Raw genomic sequence first — 18,935 nt, forward strand, 5'->3', positions numbered from 1 at the left:
CAGCGCCCTGTCCCGGTCCCGTGATTCATCGCTGCCCATGCCCTCCTTCACCGCATCCCAGAACCAACTGCTGACCGAACACCTGCGCAATTTTCTGCACGGCATCGAACCGGACGCGCTGGAGATGCTGCGTGCGCACCTGGAGTGGGTCGAGGTGCCGGGCGGCAGCACGCTGATGAGCCAGGGTGAGCCTGGCGAATCGATGTACCTCACCGTAAGTGGCCGCCTGCGTGCCTATGTGCGCAGCGATGACGGTGCCCAGCGGCGCGTGGCCGACATGGGCCGCGGCCAGGTGATCGGCGAGATCAGCCTCTTCACCGATGCGCCGCGCGCGGCCACCGTGGTCGCCGTGCGCGACTCGGTGCTCGTGCGCCTGACCAAGGACGTCTTCAAGACCCTGCTGGCCAGCAGCGCGCAGGTGTCGATTGCGCTCACGCGCCAGATCATCCAGCGGCTGCAGTCGGGCACGACGAACGTTGCGGCGCTCGAACGCCCGGTGGCCATGGGCCTTCTGCCCGTGAGCGGCGGCGTCCAACTTCAGGACTTCGGCCAGAGCATGGCGCGGCAGCTGGCCCTCATCGGCCGCGTGCGCGTGGTGGACTCGGCCACCGTGGACGCCGAGCTGCACGAGCCCGGCATCGCACAGCGCGAAGGCGCCGACGCCACCGCCAACCGGCGCATCGCCATGCTGCTCGACGAGATCGAGGCGCGCCACGACTTCGTGCTGCTGGTGGCCGACCCCGAGCCCACACCCTGGACGCGCCGCGTGAGCCGCCACTGCGACGAATTGCTGCTGATCGCCGACGCGCAGGCCGAGCCCGCCATCCACCCCATCGAGACGGAATGCCTGCTGCGCCGCGCGCCGCTGGCCGAGGCCGCCGAAATCCTGGTGCTGCTGCATCCGGCCAACACGCAGTGCCCGCGCCACACCCAGCGCTGGCTCGACCGCCGCCCCGTGGCCGACCACCTGCACATCCGCCCCACACTCGACCGCGACATGGCGCGCCTGGCGCGCATCCAGAGCCGCACCGCCGTGGGCCTGGTGCTGGCCGGCGGCGGCGCCCGCGGCTTTGCGCACCTGGGCGTGTACCGTGCGCTGCAGGAAGAGGGCGTTGAGATCGACTGCGTGGGTGGCACCAGCATCGGGTCGGTGATGGCGGCATACGTCGCGTCCGACCAGCCGCTTGACGCCGTGATGGCCAACGCGCGCCGGGCCTTTCGCACCAACCCCACGGGCGACTTCAACCTGCTGCCACTGATGTCGCTCATCAAGGGCCGGCGCCTGCGCCACATCCTGCACGAGGCCGTGGGCCAGCTGGTGGGCTTCCCGGCACAGGTCGAGGACCTGTGGAAGAACTACTACTGCGTGGCCACCAACTATTCCAAAGCCAGCGAGCACGTTGTGCGGCGCGGCAGCCTCGCCAAGTCACTGCTGGCCAGCATCTCCATCCCTGGCGCGCTGCCGCCCGTGGTGCACGAGGGCGACCTGCTGTGCGACGGCGGCACGTTCAACAATTTTCCGGTGGATGTGATGCGCGGCATGCGCGGCGTGGGCACGGTCATTGGCGTGGACCTGAATTTCCGCAAGCCCCGTCGCATTGAGCTGGACGATGTACCCACCAGCTGGGCGCTGCTGCGCGACAAGCTGCGGCCAAAAGCCCAGCGGCGCTACAAGCTGCCGTCGCTGGCCAGCTACCTGATGCAGGTCACCATCCTGTACAGCATGTCGCGCCAGCGCCAGTCGCAGCAGCTGACCGACCTGTACTTCAACCCGCCGCTGGACCGTGTGGGCATGCTGCAGTGGAACCGCTTTGAGCAGATCGTGCAGCAGGGCTACACCCACGGCACGCAGGTGCTGGACCGGCTGGACGAAGTGCGGCGGCGGCGCATTGGCGGGCTGCAGGCGGTGTGACGCGGGGGCACCGGGGGGCAGCGCCTGCGTAAACACTGCCGCAGTGAACGTGCTCAGGCCTTCTCGGCGCCCATCCGGTCGATCAGCACGCCGCTGGCTTCATTGAGCCCCAGCACCTGCACCGCGCAGCCGTGGTGGCGCAGGCGCTCCGCCACCTTGTCGAGCGCGGCCACGGCGGTGATGTCCCAGAAGTGCGCGTGCGTGACGTCGATGACCACGGCGCGGCCCTCCGCGCCCAGCACGTCGAACGCCTCGATGAACGCGTCGGCAGACGCAAAAAACACCTGGCCCGTCACGCGCCAGGTGCGCACGCCGGTGGCGTCATCGTCGTGCACCTGCACCGCCAACATGCGCGACACCTTGAACGCGAAGAACACGCCGCTGAGCAGCACGCCCACGGCCACGCCCGCCGCCAGGTTGTGCGTGGCGATGGTGACCACCACCGTGGCCAGCATCACCGCGCTGGACAGGCGTGGGTGGCGCACCAGGGCGGACAGCGACTTCCAGTCGAACGTGGAGGCCGACACCATCACCATGATGGCCACGAGCGCGATCACCGGCACCCTGGAGACCCAGTCTTTCAGCGCCACCATGAGGATGAGCAAAAACACGCCCGCGAACAGCGTGGACAGCCGGCCGCGCCCGCCGTACTTCACGTTGCCCACGGCCTGGCCGATCATTCCGCAGCCCGCGATGCCGCCAAACAGGCTGGCCGCGATGTTGGCCACACCCAGGCCCGCGCACTCGCGGTTCTTGTCGCTCGGGGTGTCGGTCATCTCATCGACCACGGCGGCCGTCAGCACCGATTCGAGCAGGCCCACCATGGCAATGGCGAGGGCGGGCAGCAGGATGGTGCGCAGCGTATCGAGCGACAGCGGCACGCCGGGCCAGCCGAACACGGGCAGCGAGTCCGGCAGCTTGCCCAGGTCCGCCACCGTGGGCAGGTGCACGCCCAGGCTTTGCGCCAGCAGGGTCAGCGCCACCACGCAAATGAGCGGCGACGGAATGGCGCTGAGCGCCGGCAGCCGCAGCACGCCACCCAGCCACGGCAGGCCATAGATGATGGCCAGGCCCAGCGCCAGCATGGCCCAGGTGGCCACGCCCTGACCCTGCAGGTGCGGCAGCTGCGCGGCAAAGATCAGCACCGCCAGCGCGTTGACGAAGCCGGTGCGCACCGAGCTCGACACAAACCGCATCAGCACGCCGAGCTTGAGCAGGCCGAACACCAATTGCACCAGCCCCGCCAGCAAGCCCGCCGCCAGCAAATAGCCCAGCCCGTGCGACTGCACCAACGGCGCCGCCACCAGCGCCACCGAGCCCGCGGCGGCCGACACCATGGCCGGCCGCCCGCCCACGAAGGCGATGACTAGGCTGATGACGAACGAGGCGAACAGCCCTACCGACGGATCGACCCCCGCCACGAAAGAGAACGCGATGACCTCGGGGATGAGTGCAAACGTGGCGACGGCGCCCGCCAGCAGCTCGCGCGGAATGCTGGGCGCCCATTCGGCGCGCAGGCGGGTCAGCATGGAAGGGTTCATACGGTGCAATGCAAAGCGCGCCCGAAGGCGCGCAGCGAGGTATTTTTGGATCCAATGGGGCCCTAGCGCTTATTCATAAAGCGCTGATAGCTATGAATTAATAGCAAATGTCGGTCACGCCCCGTGGCACTTCTTGTACTTCTTGCCGCTGCCGCAGTGGCAAGGGTCGTTGCGGCCGGGCTCGGGGGCCTTGCGGAGGGTCTCCACGCGCGGGCCCATGCTCTTCCACAGCTGGCGCAGGTCGTACACCGCCCAGATGGCTTCCCCGAAGGCATCCACACGCGCTTGGCTCGTGCTGGGCGGGCCGTCCTCGCTGTAGATGCAGACTTCGGGCTTGCCGGTGTCGTCTTCCGTCAGCGCGACGATGCTGGTCAAAACCTCGTCGAGCCACTGGGCCGCTTCCTTGTCGCGCGGGGCGGCCCAGTCTTCGGGCCAGTTCTCCACCGCAAACATGAATCCCAGGGCCCACACCTGGCCGAAGGACGGGACCTCCTGGTCATCGCCCATCTCGGCGCGTTGCTCGTCGGTGAGGCTGGCGACCGCGCCGCGCATGTCCATGGCTTCGGGCTGGAAGGTGCGGTCGTCGTCCAGCGACTCGACTTTGGCGTCCAGCTGGATCTCGACCTCGTTCCAGCGCCGCTCCCACAGCTCCATGAATCGCGCCTGCTGGGCGGCGTCGGCAAACGCGGGCAGCAGCGGCAGCGGGTCGCCCGCGGCCACGTCCAGTTCGGCGCCGTCGCCCAGCAGCATGGGCAGGTATTCAGCGGGCGGGATGGGCCGGCGGCTGCAGATCACGGCGGTCAGGAAGCCGTCGCAGAACTCCCACTGCGGAATTTCCTCGCCACGCGAGCGCAGGTCGTCGAGGATGTTGTCGATCTCTTCCAGCTCGTCGGGGCCGAGCCCGAGGGCGGTGGTGGGAGCGGTGTCGGGGGCGATATGGGAGGGGGTGCTGTCGGTCATGGCGGGCTCCGGTCTGTCGCGCGGGGCGAACAACAAAGTTTTACTTCTATGATGGCGCGCAGGCTTCCGGCGCGATGGGGGGCCTGCGAAAAGGCGGCCAGTGTAGCCCTCCCCCGTTTCCCGCTTCTTGCACTGCGCACAATCAGGACCCCATGATCCACCAGCTCAACTCCCTGTACCCGGTGCGCTATACGGCCTTTGCGCTGTGCGTTTTTGGCCTGCTGCTGTCCCTGTTTGCGCTGGTGGCGTTTGGTGTGGGGCTGCCGCTGGTGCTGGTCTTTGCGGCCCTGGTGGCGGTGGGTGTTTACGACCTGCAGCAAACGCGCCACGCCATCTTGCGCAATTACCCGGTCATCGGGCACATCCGCTTCATGCTCGAATATGTGCGGCCCGAGGTGCGCCAGTATTTCATCGAGAGCGACAGCGAAGCCGCGCCGTTCTCGCGCGCACAACGCTCGCTGGTGTACCAGCGCGCCAAGGGCGACCCGGACAACCGCCCGTTTGGCACACACCTGGATGTGGGCGCGCACGGCTACGAATGGGTGAACCATTCGCTTGCGCCCACACAGTTGCCGTCGCACGACTTTCGCGTGTGGATCGGCGGCAGCCCCGATGCGCCTTCGCCATCGGTGGCGCCCTGCACCCAGCCCTACCACGCCAGCGTGTTCAACATCTCGGCCATGAGCTTTGGTGCGCTGTCGGCCAACGCCATCCTCGCGTTGAACCAGGGCGCGCGCAAAGGCGGGTTTGCACACGATACGGGCGAAGGCAGCATCAGCCAGCACCACCGTGTGCATGGCGGCGATTTGATCTGGGAGATCGGCTCGGGTTACTTTGGCTGCCGCAATACCGATGGCACGTTCAGCGAAGAGCGTTTTGCCGCCAGCGCCACCGACCCGCAGGTCAAGATGATCGAGCTCAAGCTCAGCCAGGGCGCCAAGCCGGGCCACGGCGGCGTGCTGCCGGGCGCCAAGGTCACGGCCGAGATCGCTGCGGCGCGTGGGGTGGTGGAGGGCGAGTCGTGCATCTCGCCCGCCAGCCACAGTGCGTTTCGCAACCCGGTGGAGATGATGCAGTTCATCGCGCGGTTGCGCACACTGTCGGGCGGCAAGCCCACGGGCTTCAAGTTCTGTCTGGGCCATCCGTGGGAATGGTTTGCCATCGTCAAGGCGATGCTGGTGACGGGCATCACGCCCGACTTCATCGTGGTCGACGGCGCCGAGGGTGGCACGGGCGCAGCGCCCGTGGAGTTCACCGACCACGTGGGCGCGCCGCTGCAAGAAGGTTTGCTCCTGGTGCACAACACGTTGGTGGGCGTCAACCTGCGCGAGCGCGTGCGCATTGGCTGCGCCGGCAAGGTCATCAGCGCGTTCGACATCGCGCGCATGATGGCCCTGGGGGCCGACTGGTGCAACGCGGGCCGCGGCTTCATGATGGCGCTGGGCTGCATCCAGGCCCAGACCTGCCACACCGGCCACTGCCCCACGGGCGTGACCACACAAGACCCCGTGCGCCAGCAAGCTTTGGTGGTGCCCGACAAGGCCACGCGCGTCGCGCAGTTCCATCACAGCACGCTGCATGCGCTGCAAGAGCTGGTGCAGGCCGCGGGCCTCACCCACCCCAAGGACATCACTGCGCACCACATCGTGCGGCGCATCAGCGACACCGAGGTGCGGCTGCTGTCCAACCTCATCACGCGGGTGCAGCCCGGCGCGCTGCTGGGCACGCTGGAGGCGCAGCACAACGTGTTCCGCCTGTACTGGCCGCTGGCCAATGCCCACAGCTTCCAGGCCGGCGAGCCTGCACTGGAACCTTCGGTGCCGCACCATGTGGAAATGGTCCATGCGGCCGCAGCCGGCACCGCGGCCGTGGTGGCCGGGGATGCTGCCGTATGACGGCGGAGGCCGCGGGGACCGCCTCCCGCAACGTCTACGAAGCCTGTCTGGCGCAGCATCTGGCCACCCAGCCACACAACGTGATGGCCCACGTGCTGGGCCACGAACAGATCTGGATCAAGCGCGCGGGCACGCCCCACGGCACGGGCCGCTACCGCGCCATGGCCTTGCTGGCCGGCCTGCTGCGGCTTGACGTGCTGCGCCCTGTGCCCAACCCCGGCGGCCCCGCAGCCATCGCCACCGAAGTGCGGCGCCTGCAGGACCTGGCCGCACGCGGCATCCGCGTGCCCGCGGTGGTGGCGGCGCAACCCGATGGCTTTGCAATGCGCCACCTGGGCCGCATGGGTGAGGAGACCCATTCGCTGGGCAACGAGATCGATCATGCGGTGCAGGCGGGCGACGCCACAGAAGTGTTGGCGCTGTGGCAGCAGGGCCTGGACACCCTGGCCCACGTGCACCGCCAGGGAACCTGCCTGAGCCAGGCTTTTGCGCGCAACCTCGTGCGCTGCCCCGACGGCGAGGTGGCCTGCATCGACTTTGAGGACGACCCGGCCGCCGTGCTGCCGCTGGCCGTATGCCACGCGCGCGACGCGCTGTGCTACGCGCACTCCACCGCCATCTACCTGCACCAGAGCCAGACCCTTGCGGAGGCGCGGCAGCGCTGGGGTGCTTGGGTCGCGCAGAGCACCTCCGGGCTGCAGGCCGAACTGGCAAGCAGCCTGCGCCGCATGCGCTGGATGCGCCACCTGCCCACCAGCCGCCGCCTGGGCCGCGACCTGCAACGCGTGCGTGCCGCATACGACCTGCTGAAGGCCTGAACGGGGCTTAGCACCACGTGGGCGGAACGGGCTGAGGGGCCGCCCTCGGTGTGGGCCTGTGGTGTTCGAGAACAAGGCCAATGGCTTGTCCGCTCCATGGGCGCGCCATCGCGCAATTCGTGCAGGTCGCGCAAGCCTCCGAACTGTCGGGTAGGCGTTGGCTGACACGCCGTTGGGGTCTTTGGACCTATCGTGCAGGCAGGTGCACCGCACCACTTTTCATCGACCTCCTGCACATGCCACATCCCGCTTCCGCTGCCGCCTTGCCCGATCCGACCGCTGCCGCCGCCGCGGCGCCCCAGCCCGCATCCAAGCCCCGCCGCCGCCGGCCCCCCACCCTCTCCTGGTCTGCCTGGAAGCAGTTCATGAGCGTGGCCCGCCCCTATTGGCTGGGCGACAAGAAGCGCACCGCGTGGGGCCTGCTCGCACTGCTGATCGGCCTGATGGTGCTCGAGACCCAGCTGGCCGTGATGCTGATTGACAAGACTGGCGAGCTGACCTCGGCACTGGCCGCCAAGCAGGTGGACCGCTTCTGGGGCGCCGTGCGCGCCAGCCTGCTGGTGGTGGCGGTTGCCGTACCGGTGTACGCCTTCTACTACTACATGCGCGATGCGTTTTCCAACCACTGGCGCCGCTGGCTCACGCACCGCTTTCTGGATGGGTACCTCGGTGAACGCAAATACTACGAGATCGGCAACGGCAGCGACATCGACAACCCCGACCAGCGCATCAGCGAAGACATCAACACCTTCACCGGGCGCTCCACGCACTTTTTGCTCATCTTCCTGGGCTCGCTCATGCAGCTGGTGGCTTTCAGCGCCGTGCTGTGGTCCATCTCGCACCAGCTGGTCGCCTTCCTGGCGGTGTATGCGCTGCTCGGCACCTTTGGCGCGCTGTACTTTTTTGGCGCTCCGCTCATCCGCCTGAACTTCTGGCAGATCCGGCGCGAGGCGGACTTCCGCTTCGGCCTGATGCGCCTGCGCGAAAACGCCGAGTCGATTGCGTTCTACCGCGGCGAGCCGCAAGAGCGCGCCCAGCTCAACCGCCGGTTCGAGGCAGCGTTTGCCAACTTTGCACGGCTCATCAAAAAACAGCGCTCGCTCAACCTGTACCAGCGCGCGTTCAGCCAGCTCACCCTGGTGTTGCCGGCCATCATCCTGGCCAACGAGGTGCTGAATGGCGATCTGGAAGTGGGCCGCGCGATCCAGGCGGCCGGCGCCTTTGCGGCGGTGCTGGCCGCGGTCTCGCTGATCGTCGACAACTTCGAGAGTTTGAGCCGCTTTGTGGCCGGCATTGACCGGCTGCATGCCCTGTCGCAGGTGGCGCTCAAGACACCCGCCGCGCCCACGCCGTGGGCCGAGCATGTCGGGCCGCCCAAACCTTCAGCGGTGCCAGCCACCGGCAAGGCCATGCCCGTCGTGGATGCAGGGGACGCCACACCACTGCCCCAGATCGCCACCCGCGAGGGCGACACGCTCGCGATCGAAGGCCTCACGCTGCACACGCCGCAGTTCGGCCGCCTGCTGGTGCAAGACCTTTCGCTCACCCTCGCGGCGGGCGACGCGCTGCTGATCACCGGCCCGAGCGGCTGCGGCAAAAGCTCGCTGCTGCGCGCGATGGCGGGGCTGTGGCGCACCGGCCAGGGCACCGTGCAACACCCGCCCCTGGAAGACATGTTCTTCTTGCCCCAGCGGCCATACCTGCAGCCCGACACCCTGCGCAGCCAGATCATCTATCCGAGCCACACCACCGAGCTGTCAGACGACGAACTGCTGGCCCTGCTGGACGAGGTGCAACTCGGCACGCTGGCGGAGCGCGTGGGTGGCCTGGATGCGTCGCACGACTGGGAAAAGCTGCTGTCCACCGGCGAGCAGCAGCGGCTCGCCTTTGCCCGCGTGCTCGCCCGCACGCCGCGCATCGTGATCCTGGACGAAGCCACCAGCGCCCTGGACAGCGCCAACGAAGCCGCGCTCTACCAGCGCCTGCGCGCCACCGGCATGGCGCTGGTAAGCATCGCCCACCGGCCAGCGGTGCTGCAGCACCATACGCAGGTGCTGCAATTGAAGGGTGATGGCGCGTGGGAACTGCACGCGGCGAGCGAGTTCAGCTTCGACCAGTGAGCCCCACTGCCCTGCGCGCCGAAAGCCTCAGGCCGGGACTTCGGCGGCAGCGGCAGGTTCGTCTGCCACCTGCCACGCCAGCGCCGTCGCCACATCCGCACCCAGCCCCAGCAGCCGCTTGCGCATGCAGATCACCGCCTTGTCCTTGCTGAGCAAAATCGCGCGGTGCGCCGCCGCCAGGTCGATGAACTTCTGGTCGTCGGCGTCCTTGCAGACATAGGCCACGCGCGGCGCGATGTTGACCAGGCGCGCGTGGCCATCGAAGGCCGCCAGCACCTGAGCGGCGTCCACGCGGTAGTAGTTCATGCGCTCCACGATGTGCGGGTAGGCCAGCACGCGCTCCAGTTCGTCGCGCATGACCTGGGTGGCAATCCAGGCCAAGCGGCCTTGCGCCAGCAGCGTGCGCAGCGGGGCGGTGCGCGGGTCGCCGAAGATCAGCAGGTCGAGCGCGACGTTGGTGTCCACCACCACGGGGCGTGCAGGCTCGCCCGCCGGGGCCTCGGCGGGCAGGCGCAGTTCAACCTGCATTTTGCGGGTCGGCGGCGTCTGGAGCAGCCTTGGGCGGGCGCTCGCGCACGGCGCCTTTGATCATGTCGAAGCGGAACATGCGGCACTCAATCGGGCCGTTCCACATCGGCACGCGGCGCGATTCCTTGAGGCGCATCTTGCCGGGCAGCTTGAGGTCCGGCGTGAGCATCCAGGCCGTCCAGCCGCTGTAGTTCTTCTTCCAGTGCGTGGCCAGCTGGCTGAAGAATTCGCCGCCATCTTCGGTCTGCGCTTCTTCGCGGCCGACCGCCATGCCCTGGGCGCGGTCGGCCGCGCGTTCGCCGGCGTTGCGGCCGGCGGCACCGGCGGCGGCGATGCGCTCGCCGTACGGTGGGTTCAGCAGCATCACGCCGGGCTGCTCGGAGGGCGGCATGCGCTGCAGCGCATCGCCGCCGCGCAGCTGCACAGCCTCGGCCACGCCCGCGCGCTCGGCGTTGCGCAGGGCAAAGTCGACCATCCGGAAGGCGACATCACTGCCAAAGATGGGCACAGCGCTTTCCTGTATTGCGCTATCCGCTTCTGATTTGATAGCAGACCAGACATGGGCCTGAAACGGCAGCAGCTTTTCAAACGCAAAGCGGCGCAGCATGCCGGCGGGGATGCGGCAGGCGATCTGCGCGGCCTCGATGGCGATCGTGCCGCTGCCGCAGCAGGGGTCGTACAGCGGCTGCAGGTTGTCGCCCAGCGGGTCCCAGCCGCTGGCGGCAATCATGGCGGCGGCCAGGGTTTCCTTGAGCGGGGCGTCGCCCTTGTCCTCGCGCCAGCCGCGCTTGAACAGCGGCTCGCCCGAGGTGTCGATGTAGATCGTGGCGTCTTCCGTGGTCAGGTGCAGGTGGATGCGTACGTCGGGCCACTGGGTGTTGACGTCGGGCCGCACGCCGCTCTTGTTGCGAAAGCGGTCGGCCACGGCGTCCTTGACCTTGAGCCCCGCGAAATTCAGGCTCTGCAGCGGGCTGTGCTGCGCCGTCACTTCCACCTTGAAGGTCTGGCGCGTGGTGAACCAGATCTCCCACGCCACCTCGCTCGCGGCGGCGTACAGGTCGTTTTCAGTGCGGTAGGGCCGGTGCGCCAGTTGCACCAGCACGCGCTGGGCCAGGCGGCTGTGCAGGTTCAAGAGCAGCGCATCGCGCCAGGAGGCCCGCAGCAGCACGCCGCCGCGGCCGACCAGCAGGTCTTGCCCCGTAAGGCCCGTGATGGCGTGCACCTCGTCGGCCAGGAAGCCCTCAACGCCCGCGGCGCAGGGAAGGAAAAGTTGGATCTGGTTCATAACAGGGCAGAGGATAAGCCCTGCGGTGGCCCGCCCTACCGCCCACCACACTCGGCGTGCTGCAGCCTGATGGCTGTGGCGCCGTGCAGGGATGCGGGACCACGCGCCGCCCACGGGTCGCTTCAGGCGGGCCACAGCCGACTGGCTGCGCCCGTCGGCGATTGAGCCCAGCGGGCCTATTGCTATGATTTATATAGCTAATAACGCTTATCAGATAAGCGCTGGAGGCCAATTGGCATGAAAAACCGCCTCCCACAGCGGTGCTAACGCGGCCGAGCCCCCCGGTAGCGCAAGCGCGGTGCAGCCGCGTCGTGGCGGAAGGTCTTGGCGATAAGCGCCGCCGCCGTGGCCAAGGTGGCCAGCAGCAACAGCTTTCCGACCAGGGCGCGGCGGTTGTAGCGCCATTCAGCAGCGATCCCCATCTCGCCGAGCACATTGGGAAGGTGTCCCTGGGCCAGGTCCTGCAGCAGGCCCTCCACCACGTCGATGCGGTCTGCCAGCATCAGCAGCAGCCACCGCCGCACGTCGTTCTCGCTGGCCTTGAACGCGAGCCGGCGCAGAGACCCGCTGAGGCCACGCGGCGGCAGTGTGGTGCCAAACACGGGCGTGATGCCGGGGCGCTCGGTGGACACCAGTACCTCCACATTCACCGGCTGCGCCGAGGGCTGGTCCCAGTGCACGTTGGGCAGCCGCGGCGGCGTGCGCTCCATCGGGTAGGCGGGCCGCAGGGCGTGGTCCAGGTCCGCGCCCCAGCCCACGATGGCCGAGCGGTCGGCCTGCGCGCGCGGGCCCGGGGGAGTGTTTTCGATGTGGGTGTGCATGGAGCTGCTCCTTGGGATCTCGGGGGTCACTGCGCGGTGCGCGGCACGATCACCGGCTTGATGCATTCGTCGAGCTTGCTCGAGAAGATGTGGTACGCGTCAGCGATGTCTTCGAGGGCAAAGCGGTGCGTGATGATGTCGCGCGGGCGGATGCGCCCGGCCTGGATGTGCTCGATCAGGCGCGGCAGGTGGCGCTTGACGCTGGCCTGGTTCATGCGCAGCGTGAGGCCCTTGTTGACTGCATTGCCAATCGGCACGGCGTTGAAGGTGGGGCCGTACACGCCCACGATGGAGACCTTGCCGCCCTTGCGCACAGAGTTGATGCACCAGTGCAGCACGGTGGCCGCCCCGCCCTGCAGCTTCATGCGCACGCCGGTGAGCGTCTGCACCGCGGAGCCCGCGGCCTCGCAGCCCACGGCGTCGATGCACACGTCGGGCCCAAGGCCGTCGGTCATCTTCTTGAGGTGCACCGCCATATCGCGCACGCTCTTGAAATCCACCGTCTCGCACTGCGCATACTGGCGCACAAAGTCGAGCCGGTACTCCACATGGTCGACCACGATCACGCGGCCCGCGCCGAGCAGCCAGGCGCTTTTGGCCGCAAAGATGCCGACCGGGCCGGCGCCGAACACCACCACCGTGTCGCCCTCTTCGATGTCGCCCATCTCGGCCGCCTGGTAGCCGGTGGGCAGCGCATCGGTCAGCAGCACCGCGTCGTCCAGGTCAATGTCCGATGGGATCACCGTGGGCCCGACGTCCGCCATGGGCACGCGCACGTACTCGGCCTGCCCGCCGTCGTAGCCGCCAGTGGTGTGCGAATAGCCATAGATGCCGCCCACCGCCGTGGCCTCGGGGTTGGTGTTGTGGCAGTTGCTGTACAGCTCCTTCTGGCAGAAGTAGCAGGTGCCGCAGAAGATGTTGAACGGGACCAGCACGTGGTCCCCCGGTTTGAGGTTCTGCACCGACGGCCCCACCGCCTCGACCACGCCGGTGAACTCGTGCCCGAACGTGGTGCCCACGCGGGTGTCGGGCACCAGGCCGTGGTACAGGTGCAGGTCCGAGCCGCAGATGCATGATCTCGTCACGCGCACGATGGCATCGTTGGGGTGCTCGATCTCGGGCTCGGCTTTCTGGGAAACACGCACGCGGTACGGGCCGCGGTAGTTCATTGCAAGCATGGCAGTCCTTTCAATGCGTTCCATCTTCTGTACCGTGGAAAAACACGCTGTGTAGGAAAAGTCCCCGAGGATCTGGCGGCGAGGGGAGGACTGCCCAACGGGCTGCGACGCGGCGCGGGATGCGGTGTCGCCTGCTGCCACGCCGCGTTTTTGCGGCGACGAGCGGCCCCGCCGCACCGACGAACGCGGTGGTCTGACTGCGGAGGGCCGGCGCGCCGCCCGTTGGGCGTCGCAGCGGCCCGTGGCCCTGTTGACGGGCTCCTCGCGCTGGTGCCACCGTCCTACAGCCCCGCTCCACGCCGCGCGCTACGGTGAATCGAACCCTGTTGTTCTGCCCTGCAAGGAGCCTCCCATGAACCAGACCCCCTGGCCCTTCCCCACCGCCGCGGTGCACCCCAAACCCAGCAAAGACACCGCGGAATCCCCACCGCAGACCGTGGAAGTGCAGCACGTGAGCGAGTCTGCGCTGGACAGCGCGGTGGAAGAGAGTTTTCCTGCCAGCGACCCGGTGTCGGTGGTCACCACCAAGGTGGTGGACCAGAAGACGAGCCCGGGCACCAGCACCCAGGCCGACTGAACAGGCGACCATGGGGGCCGGCACGCGGCACAACGATGGGCGCGGTACTGCGCCCCATGCGCTCCCTTATGCTCTGGGCCAACCGATTTCACCGGAGCTGTCCATGCGCCCCTTCGTCCCGAGCCTGCTGCTCATCGCATCCTTGCTGGCCGCCTGCCTGGGGTCCGCCAGCGCGCAAACGCTCTACAAATCCGTGGGCGCGGACGGCCGCGTGGTCTACAGCGACAAGCCGCCGGTGACAGGCACGGTCGAGAAGACGTTGAAACTCGAGAGCCTGCCCGTGAGCGTGGTGCCGGGCGCCGCTCCAGCACCGGGGGCCGCCCCGGTCGCCCCAGTCGCCCAGGCACGTGGGGAGGTGGTGCTCTATATGGCCAAGTGGTGTGGCTACTGCACTGCCGCCAAGGCATACATGGCGGGCAAAGGCATTGCGTACCGCGAACTGGACATCGACACCCCGGCGGGCAAAACCGCCTTCAGCCAGCTGGGCGTGCGCGGCATCCCGGTGTTGCTGACCCAGGGGCAGAAGATCTCGGGGTTTACGCCGCAGGCGTATGACGCGGTGTTTATGGCGCGCAAGTAGCGCAGCGCTCGCCACAACCTGAGCAGGCGAAAGCGCCGCTCTGGGCCCTGGCCCCTGCCTCGCCCCTTACAGCGCCTTGCGCAGGTTGGCCGGCGCGATCTTGAGCGCCTCGCGGTATTTGGCCACGGTGCGGCGCGCGCATTCGATGCCTTGTTCCTTGAGCATTTCGGCAATCTGGCTGTCCGACAGCGGTTTGGTCGCGCTCTCCGCCGCGACAAACTGCTTGATCAGCGCGCGCACGGCCGTGCTCGATGCATTGCCGCCCGTCTCGGTGCCCAGGCCTGAGCCAAAGAAATACTTGAGTTCGTAGGTGCCGATGGGCGTCGACATGTACTTGGCCGTGGTCACGCGGCTGATGGTCGATTCGTGCAGGCCCAGCTCGTCGGCAATGTCGCGCAGCACCAGCGGGCGCATGGCCAGCTCACCGTGGGTGAAGAAGTTCTTTTGCCGCTCGACGATGGCGCGCGAGACCCGCAGGATGGTGTCGAAGCGCTGCTGGATGTTCTTGATGAACCAGCGCGCCTCTTGCAGGCGCTGCTGCATGCCCTGGTGGCCTTCGCCGCCTTTGTGGCCGCGCAGCGCGCCGGCGTAGATGTCGTGCACTCGCAGGCGGGGCATCACGTCGGGGTTCAGCGCCACGATGAAGTTGTGCTGGCCGTCGCGGCCGTTGGCGCGCCCGGCTTTGCGCACGATCACGTCGGGCACGATGATGTTGCGCTCCACGTCCACGAACTTGCGGCCCGGGCGTGGCTCCAGCCGGGCAATCAGCGACATGGCGGCGCGGGTGCGCTCCTCGCCACTGGCTCCGCCGTCACTGCACAGCAGGGTGAGGCGGCGCACGTCGCGCCGGGCCAGCATCTCCAGCGGCTGCTTGCAGATGGCCAGCGCCGTCTGCACGACGTCGGGGTCGCCCTCTTCGTCAGCGTCCAGCGCCTTGAGCTGCAGCGTGAGGCACTCGGCCAGGTTGCGCGCGCCCACGCCCACCGGCTCCAAGCTCTGCAGCAGGCGCAGGGCCACGGTGAACCGGTGCACCAGTTCTTCGATCTGCTCCAGGTCTTCAGGGCCGGCCAGGGCCGCGGCCAGCTCTTCGAGCGGGTCTTCCAGGTACCCGTCGTCGTTCAGCGATTCGATGAGGAAACGCAGCGCAGCGCAGTCCACCTCGGACAGCCGCAGCGACAGCGCCTGGCGGTGCAAAAAAGCGGTCAGGGATTCGTGCGAGCGGGCGAGTTCGGTGGCGTCGGCCTCGTCGCCCTCGGAGTCGTTGCGGTTGCGCGCGGGCGCATCGCCGCCCCACTCGGCATCGTTGGGCGCCATCTCGACGGTGCCGTCGCCGCTCCAGTCGGGCTCGTCACCGCCTGCAGGCGGGGTTTCGGCCTCATTTTGGCCTTCAGCGCTTGTTGTACTTGCGCTGACAGCTCCTGAAAAAATAGCATCGTCCACACTGTAGTCATCGGCCTGTGCGGGCGTGTTCTCGGCCTCCAGGCCAAACTCTTCGCGCGGCGCCTCTTCGGCGGTGCGCTCCAGAAACGGGTTTTCGTCGAGCATCTGCTCGACTTCCTGCGAGAGCTCGAGCGTGGACAGCTGCAGCAGGCGGATGGATTGCTGCAGTTGGGGCGTCAGCGCAAGATGCTGCGAGACGCGCAGCGAAAGACCGGGCTTCATGCGGTTTCGAATGCGGGCGGACGGTGGAGACGGCTGTCGGGCCAGCCGCCACCGCTGGGCAGCGATTTCACCCGATGAACATGCGTGGGCACCATGCCGTCACATCCTGAAGTGCTCGCCCAGGTACACCCGGCGCACTTCGGCGTTGTCGACGATTTCGGAAGGGGTGCCCTGCGCCAGCACATGGCCGTCGCTGATGATGAAGGCGTGGTCGCAGATGCCCAGCGTCTCGCGCACGTTGTGGTCGGTGATGAGCACGCCGATGCCGCGCGCCTTGAGGAAACCGATGATGCGCTGGATCTCGATCACCGCGATGGGGTCGATGCCGGCAAACGGCTCGTCCAGCAGGATGAAACGCGGCTGGGTGGCCAGCGCCCGCGCGATCTCCACGCGGCGGCGCTCGCCGCCCGACAGGGCCATGGCGGGCGAGGCGCGCAGATGGTCTACGCGAAGCTCTTGCAGCAGGGCCGTGAGGCGGTCTTCGATGGCCTCCCGCGCCAGCGGCTGGCCGTCGTCGCCGCGCTGCAGCTCAAGCACGGCGCGCACGTTTTCTTCGACTGAGAGCTTGCGGAAGATGGACGCCTCTTGCGGCAGGTAGGACAGGCCCAGCCGCGAGCGGCGGTGGATGGGCATGTGGGCAACCGACTGGCCGTCGATGCGGATGTCGCCCGCGTCGCTGCGCACCAGGCCCACGATCATGTAGAACGAGGTGGTCTTGCCGGCGCCGTTGGGGCCCAGAAGCCCCACGACCTCGCCCTTTTGCACGACCAGCGACACGTCCTTGACGACCTTGCGGCTGCCATAGGACTTGGCGAGGTGCTGCACCTCAAGCCGGCTGCCGGCCTGCGAGTCTGGGCCGGAATGGGCAGGCTGCGCGCTCACTTGGAGCCACCGCTGAGACTATTGCTGGGGCGCAGCACTGGCGCTGGCGTGGCGGGATTTGCCTCGGGAGCGGCCGCGCCGGGTGGCGGGTCTTTGGGTGCAAGCACCGCGCGCACCCGGCTGCCGGGGGCTGGCGCATCGCCAGCAGCGTTGGTCGACGATTTGCGCTGGCCGTCCACGGTGAACACGTCGGTGAGGTTGTTGTAGACGATCACGGCACCGGTGATCTCGTCGCTGAGCACCGAGCCGCGGTAGCGGCGCAGCTCTGCGCGGGTAATGAAGCGCACGTTGTCGGCCTTGCCGTCGTACTCGATGGTTTCACCCTCGCCTTCGATGAACTCGTCCGGCGCGCCCGGCACGGTGTCGCGCTTTTGGCGGAAGAAGGCGCGTTTGCCGGGCTCTGCCGTGACCACGCCGTACTGGTAGCCATCAGAGTCCTGGCGCACGTCCAGCCGCGCACCGCGCAGGATGATGGAGCCCTTGGTCATGACCACGCGGCCAGAAAACACGCTGGTCTGCTTGAGTTCATCGTGGCGCAGCGCATCGGCCTCGATGTTCATGGGCTTGGCGCGGTCGGCCTTTTCGGCGTGGGCAGCGCCATGGAGCGAGGCCAGGGCCACGAGCAGGAGGGTCGGGAGGATGCGGTAGTTCATAGGGCACGAATCTTGCAGTTCATTGTAGCCACCGAAGTGTGGCGCCCATGAAAAAAGCCCGCTCTTGCGGGCTTTTCGTTGGGGTCTCTGCCTGAGCGACAACGCGCCCGGCGATCATTCGTCAGGCTTTGCGCGCCGTGGCCGCCAGGTGGTCGACCACCTGGAGCACGTTCTGCATGTTGCCGGCCATGGTGCCGTCGGTGTAGAACTTGCCGGCCACACCCATCGAAGGCACGCCTTCCACGCCGTAGGCGTCCTGCAGTTGCGATGCGCGGCGCACCTGGTTGGACACCGTGAAGGAGTTGTAGACCTCCTTGAACTTGGCGACGTCCACGCCCTGCTGGCCCACCCAGGCAAAAATCTCATCGTCCTTGGCGAGCTTGGCTTTTTCGACATGCACGGCGCGGAACACCTTGGCGTGCAGGGCTTCGAGCTTGCCCATGCCTTCGAGCGTGTAGTAAAGCTTTTGCTGGGGCACAAAGCTGGCGTTGAACGCCACGGGCATGCGGCGGATCGAGAGGTCCTTGGGTGCGGCCTTGACCCAGGCGTCCAGCACGGGCTCAAAGGCGTTGCAGTGGGGGCAGCTGTACCAGAAGAACTCGATCACATCGACCTTGCCGGCGGGGGCATCGGGCGCCACAGGCTTGTCCAGGCGCCGGTAATCCTTGCCCTCCTTGAACTGGCGGGCCTGCGCCAGTGCGGGGGTGGCGACGGGCAGCGTCAAGGCGGTGGCGGCAACTGCCGAGGCAGCGGACAAAGAAAACTCGCGGCGTTTCATGACAAAGACTCTCCTGTTCAGGTCTGGGGGATGGGAGCCACGCCCCCGGAAAAAGTTCAGCCTGCGCTGACGGGAATCAGCGCTGCACGCGCACCAGCGCCGACTCCACGCCCGTGCCGTCCAGCTTTTCCTTGAGCTGCTCGGCATCGTCGCGCTTGGCAAACGGGCCCACCCGCACGCGGAAGACCGGCCGGCCGTTTTGTTCGCGTTCGCTCACGCGGGCCTCCCAGCCCAGCATGGCCAGCTTGGCGCGCTGGGCATCGGCGTCGACCTGCGTGCGGAAGGCACCGGCCTGCACGAAGTAATCGAAGGGGTCCAAATTGCCCTTGGCTGCGGCCTTGGCCACGGCCAGGTCACCGAGCGGGTCAGCTCCGGGCTTGGTTTCGGCCTTGGCGGGCTCAGGCTTGCTGGCGGCCGGCTTGGCCGCCGAGGCGGCGGCCCGCACATCCGGGGCCGGGGCTGCGGCAGCAGCGGGTGCCGACGCAGGCGCAGACGCTGCAGCGGTCACGGGGCGGGCCGGGTTCTTGCCATACAGCGGCGAGTTTGGGTCCCAGTTCTTGTTCTTCTGGGACTCGGCGGCATCCATGTCGACGCCCCGGCCACTGCCCTTGTTGAGGAAGGGCACGGGCACCTTGGTCACATACACCGCCACGGCCAGCGCGGCGCCAAGGCCCACGATGACACCGACGATAAAGCCGATGATGGTTCCGCCCGTCTGTTGTTTCTTCATAGTGAAAGTTGCTGC

General features: G+C 67.7%; 17 protein-coding genes. 6 read left to right on the top strand and 11 right to left on the bottom strand.

Going from position 1 to position 18,935, the window contains the following annotated elements:
- The first annotated feature begins 37 nt into the window (after positions 1–37).
- Positions 38–1,912 carry a patatin-like phospholipase family protein gene (locus ACSQ3Q_RS22635; protein ID WP_436136557.1) on the top strand — a complete coding sequence of 625 codons (1,875 nt, stop codon included), beginning with the start codon at positions 38–40 and terminating at the stop codon, positions 1,910–1,912.
- Positions 1,913–1,965: 53 nt separating this feature from the next.
- Here the strand turns inward: ACSQ3Q_RS22635 and ACSQ3Q_RS22640 are convergent, their stop codons facing one another.
- Positions 1,966–3,441 carry a SulP family inorganic anion transporter gene (locus ACSQ3Q_RS22640; protein WP_436137058.1) on the bottom strand — a complete coding sequence of 492 codons (1,476 nt, stop codon included), beginning with the start codon at positions 3,439–3,441 and terminating at the stop codon, positions 1,966–1,968.
- Between the two features lie 126 nt (positions 3,442–3,567).
- Positions 3,568–4,413 (bottom strand): UPF0149 family protein, encoded by an 846-nt coding sequence (locus tag ACSQ3Q_RS22645; protein ID WP_436136558.1) that lies wholly within the window; start codon positions 4,411–4,413, stop codon positions 3,568–3,570.
- A gap of 152 nt (positions 4,414–4,565) precedes the next feature.
- Here ACSQ3Q_RS22645 and ACSQ3Q_RS22650 point away from each other — a divergent pair, with 152 nt between their 5' ends.
- The 3 genes from ACSQ3Q_RS22650 to ACSQ3Q_RS22660 all read left to right on the top strand — a co-directional run bounded on the left by ACSQ3Q_RS22650 (position 4,566) and on the right by ACSQ3Q_RS22660 (position 9,246).
- Complete coding sequence (locus ACSQ3Q_RS22650) at positions 4,566–6,308, top strand: FMN-binding glutamate synthase family protein (RefSeq protein ID WP_436136559.1); 1,743 nt, start codon at positions 4,566–4,568, stop codon at positions 6,306–6,308.
- Entirely contained in the window at positions 6,305–7,126 is an 822-nt protein-coding gene (locus tag ACSQ3Q_RS22655) for a hypothetical protein (protein WP_436136560.1), read from the top strand. Before ACSQ3Q_RS22650 ends, ACSQ3Q_RS22655 begins: the two co-directional genes overlap by 4 nt.
- A 365-nt stretch (positions 7,127–7,491) precedes the next feature.
- Positions 7,492–9,246 carry an ABC transporter ATP-binding protein/permease gene (locus ACSQ3Q_RS22660; RefSeq protein WP_436137059.1) on the top strand — a complete coding sequence of 585 codons (1,755 nt, stop codon included), beginning with the start codon at positions 7,492–7,494 and terminating at the stop codon, positions 9,244–9,246.
- 27 nt (positions 9,247–9,273) lie between these two features.
- Here ACSQ3Q_RS22660 and ACSQ3Q_RS22665 read toward each other — a convergent pair whose 3' ends face one another.
- The 4 genes from ACSQ3Q_RS22665 to ACSQ3Q_RS22680 all read right to left on the bottom strand — a co-directional run bounded on the left by ACSQ3Q_RS22665 (position 9,274) and on the right by ACSQ3Q_RS22680 (position 13,058).
- Positions 9,274–9,774 carry a putative toxin-antitoxin system toxin component, PIN family gene (locus ACSQ3Q_RS22665; protein WP_436136561.1) on the bottom strand — a complete coding sequence of 167 codons (501 nt, stop codon included), beginning with the start codon at positions 9,772–9,774 and terminating at the stop codon, positions 9,274–9,276.
- Positions 9,764–11,059 carry a THUMP domain-containing class I SAM-dependent RNA methyltransferase gene (locus ACSQ3Q_RS22670; RefSeq protein ID WP_436136562.1) on the bottom strand — a complete coding sequence of 432 codons (1,296 nt, stop codon included), beginning with the start codon at positions 11,057–11,059 and terminating at the stop codon, positions 9,764–9,766. The genes ACSQ3Q_RS22665 and ACSQ3Q_RS22670 overlap by 11 nt, the downstream gene beginning before the upstream one ends.
- A gap of 263 nt (positions 11,060–11,322) precedes the next feature.
- Complete coding sequence (locus ACSQ3Q_RS22675) at positions 11,323–11,880, bottom strand: hypothetical protein (protein ID WP_436136563.1); 558 nt, start codon at positions 11,878–11,880, stop codon at positions 11,323–11,325.
- Between the two features lie 26 nt (positions 11,881–11,906).
- Entirely contained in the window at positions 11,907–13,058 is a 1,152-nt protein-coding gene (locus ACSQ3Q_RS22680; protein WP_436136564.1) for a zinc-dependent alcohol dehydrogenase, read from the bottom strand.
- 352 nt (positions 13,059–13,410) lie between these two features.
- Here ACSQ3Q_RS22680 and ACSQ3Q_RS22685 point away from each other — a divergent pair, with 352 nt between their 5' ends.
- The gene (locus ACSQ3Q_RS22685) at positions 13,411–13,635 is read left to right on the top strand and encodes a hypothetical protein (RefSeq protein ID WP_436136565.1); all 225 of its coding nucleotides are present in this window, start codon (positions 13,411–13,413) and stop codon (positions 13,633–13,635) included.
- 103 nt (positions 13,636–13,738) lie between these two features.
- A complete protein-coding gene (locus ACSQ3Q_RS22690; RefSeq protein ID WP_436136566.1) occupies positions 13,739–14,215 on the top strand; it encodes a glutaredoxin domain-containing protein in 477 nt (158 codons plus the stop codon).
- Between the two features lie 66 nt (positions 14,216–14,281).
- Here the strand turns inward: ACSQ3Q_RS22690 and ACSQ3Q_RS22695 are convergent, their stop codons facing one another.
- The 5 genes from ACSQ3Q_RS22695 to ACSQ3Q_RS22715 form a co-directional block, all read right to left on the bottom strand.
- Positions 14,282–15,877, bottom strand: coding sequence for an RNA polymerase factor sigma-54 (locus tag ACSQ3Q_RS22695; protein ID WP_436136567.1), 1,596 nt, complete (start codon positions 15,875–15,877; stop codon positions 14,282–14,284).
- Positions 15,878–15,976: 99 nt separating this feature from the next.
- A complete protein-coding gene (gene lptB / locus ACSQ3Q_RS22700; protein ID WP_436136568.1) occupies positions 15,977–16,759 on the bottom strand; it encodes an LPS export ABC transporter ATP-binding protein in 783 nt (260 codons plus the stop codon).
- Positions 16,756–17,412, bottom strand: coding sequence for a lipopolysaccharide transport periplasmic protein LptA (gene lptA / locus ACSQ3Q_RS22705; protein WP_436136569.1), 657 nt, complete (start codon positions 17,410–17,412; stop codon positions 16,756–16,758). The genes lptB and lptA overlap by 4 nt, the downstream gene beginning before the upstream one ends.
- A 121-nt stretch (positions 17,413–17,533) precedes the next feature.
- On the bottom strand, positions 17,534–18,190 hold the full coding sequence (locus ACSQ3Q_RS22710) for a thiol:disulfide interchange protein DsbA/DsbL (RefSeq protein ID WP_436136570.1): 657 nt from the start codon (positions 18,188–18,190) through the stop codon (positions 17,534–17,536).
- Positions 18,191–18,266: 76 nt separating this feature from the next.
- Entirely contained in the window at positions 18,267–18,920 is a 654-nt protein-coding gene (locus ACSQ3Q_RS22715; RefSeq protein ID WP_436136571.1) for an SPOR domain-containing protein, read from the bottom strand.
- Positions 18,921–18,935 lie beyond the last annotated feature (15 nt).

Origin of the sequence: Acidovorax sp. LjRoot129 (genome assembly GCF_964253765.1) — a bacterium.
In the GTDB taxonomy this organism is placed as follows: domain Bacteria; phylum Pseudomonadota; class Gammaproteobacteria; order Burkholderiales; family Burkholderiaceae_C; genus Acidovorax.

What these genes read in the sequence shown, in the direction of transcription:
- lptA (WP_436136569.1), bottom strand. Translation starts at nt 17,412, where the DNA reads ATGAACTACCGCATCCTCCCGACCCTCCTGCTCGTGGCCCTGGCCTCG.
- ACSQ3Q_RS22665 (WP_436136561.1), bottom strand. Translation starts at nt 9,774, where the DNA reads ATGCAGGTTGAACTGCGCCTGCCCGCCGAGGCCCCGGCGGGCGAGCCT.
- ACSQ3Q_RS22690 (WP_436136566.1), top strand. Translation starts at nt 13,739, where the DNA reads ATGCGCCCCTTCGTCCCGAGCCTGCTGCTCATCGCATCCTTGCTGGCC.
- ACSQ3Q_RS22675 (WP_436136563.1), bottom strand. Translation starts at nt 11,880, where the DNA reads ATGCACACCCACATCGAAAACACTCCCCCGGGCCCGCGCGCGCAGGCC.
- ACSQ3Q_RS22640 (WP_436137058.1), bottom strand. Translation starts at nt 3,441, where the DNA reads ATGCTGACCCGCCTGCGCGCCGAATGGGCGCCCAGCATTCCGCGCGAG.
- ACSQ3Q_RS22680 (WP_436136564.1), bottom strand. Translation starts at nt 13,058, where the DNA reads ATGCTTGCAATGAACTACCGCGGCCCGTACCGCGTGCGTGTTTCCCAG.
- ACSQ3Q_RS22650 (WP_436136559.1), top strand. Translation starts at nt 4,566, where the DNA reads ATGATCCACCAGCTCAACTCCCTGTACCCGGTGCGCTATACGGCCTTT.
- ACSQ3Q_RS22645 (WP_436136558.1), bottom strand. Translation starts at nt 4,413, where the DNA reads ATGACCGACAGCACCCCCTCCCATATCGCCCCCGACACCGCTCCCACC.
- ACSQ3Q_RS22655 (WP_436136560.1), top strand. Translation starts at nt 6,305, where the DNA reads ATGACGGCGGAGGCCGCGGGGACCGCCTCCCGCAACGTCTACGAAGCC.
- ACSQ3Q_RS22715 (WP_436136571.1), bottom strand. Translation starts at nt 18,920, where the DNA reads ATGAAGAAACAACAGACGGGCGGAACCATCATCGGCTTTATCGTCGGT.
- ACSQ3Q_RS22695 (WP_436136567.1), bottom strand. Translation starts at nt 15,877, where the DNA reads ATGAAGCCCGGTCTTTCGCTGCGCGTCTCGCAGCATCTTGCGCTGACG.
- ACSQ3Q_RS22670 (WP_436136562.1), bottom strand. Translation starts at nt 11,059, where the DNA reads ATGAACCAGATCCAACTTTTCCTTCCCTGCGCCGCGGGCGTTGAGGGC.
- ACSQ3Q_RS22635 (WP_436136557.1), top strand. Translation starts at nt 38, where the DNA reads ATGCCCTCCTTCACCGCATCCCAGAACCAACTGCTGACCGAACACCTG.
- ACSQ3Q_RS22710 (WP_436136570.1), bottom strand. Translation starts at nt 18,190, where the DNA reads ATGAAACGCCGCGAGTTTTCTTTGTCCGCTGCCTCGGCAGTTGCCGCC.
- ACSQ3Q_RS22660 (WP_436137059.1), top strand. Translation starts at nt 7,492, where the DNA reads ATGAGCGTGGCCCGCCCCTATTGGCTGGGCGACAAGAAGCGCACCGCG.
- ACSQ3Q_RS22685 (WP_436136565.1), top strand. Translation starts at nt 13,411, where the DNA reads ATGAACCAGACCCCCTGGCCCTTCCCCACCGCCGCGGTGCACCCCAAA.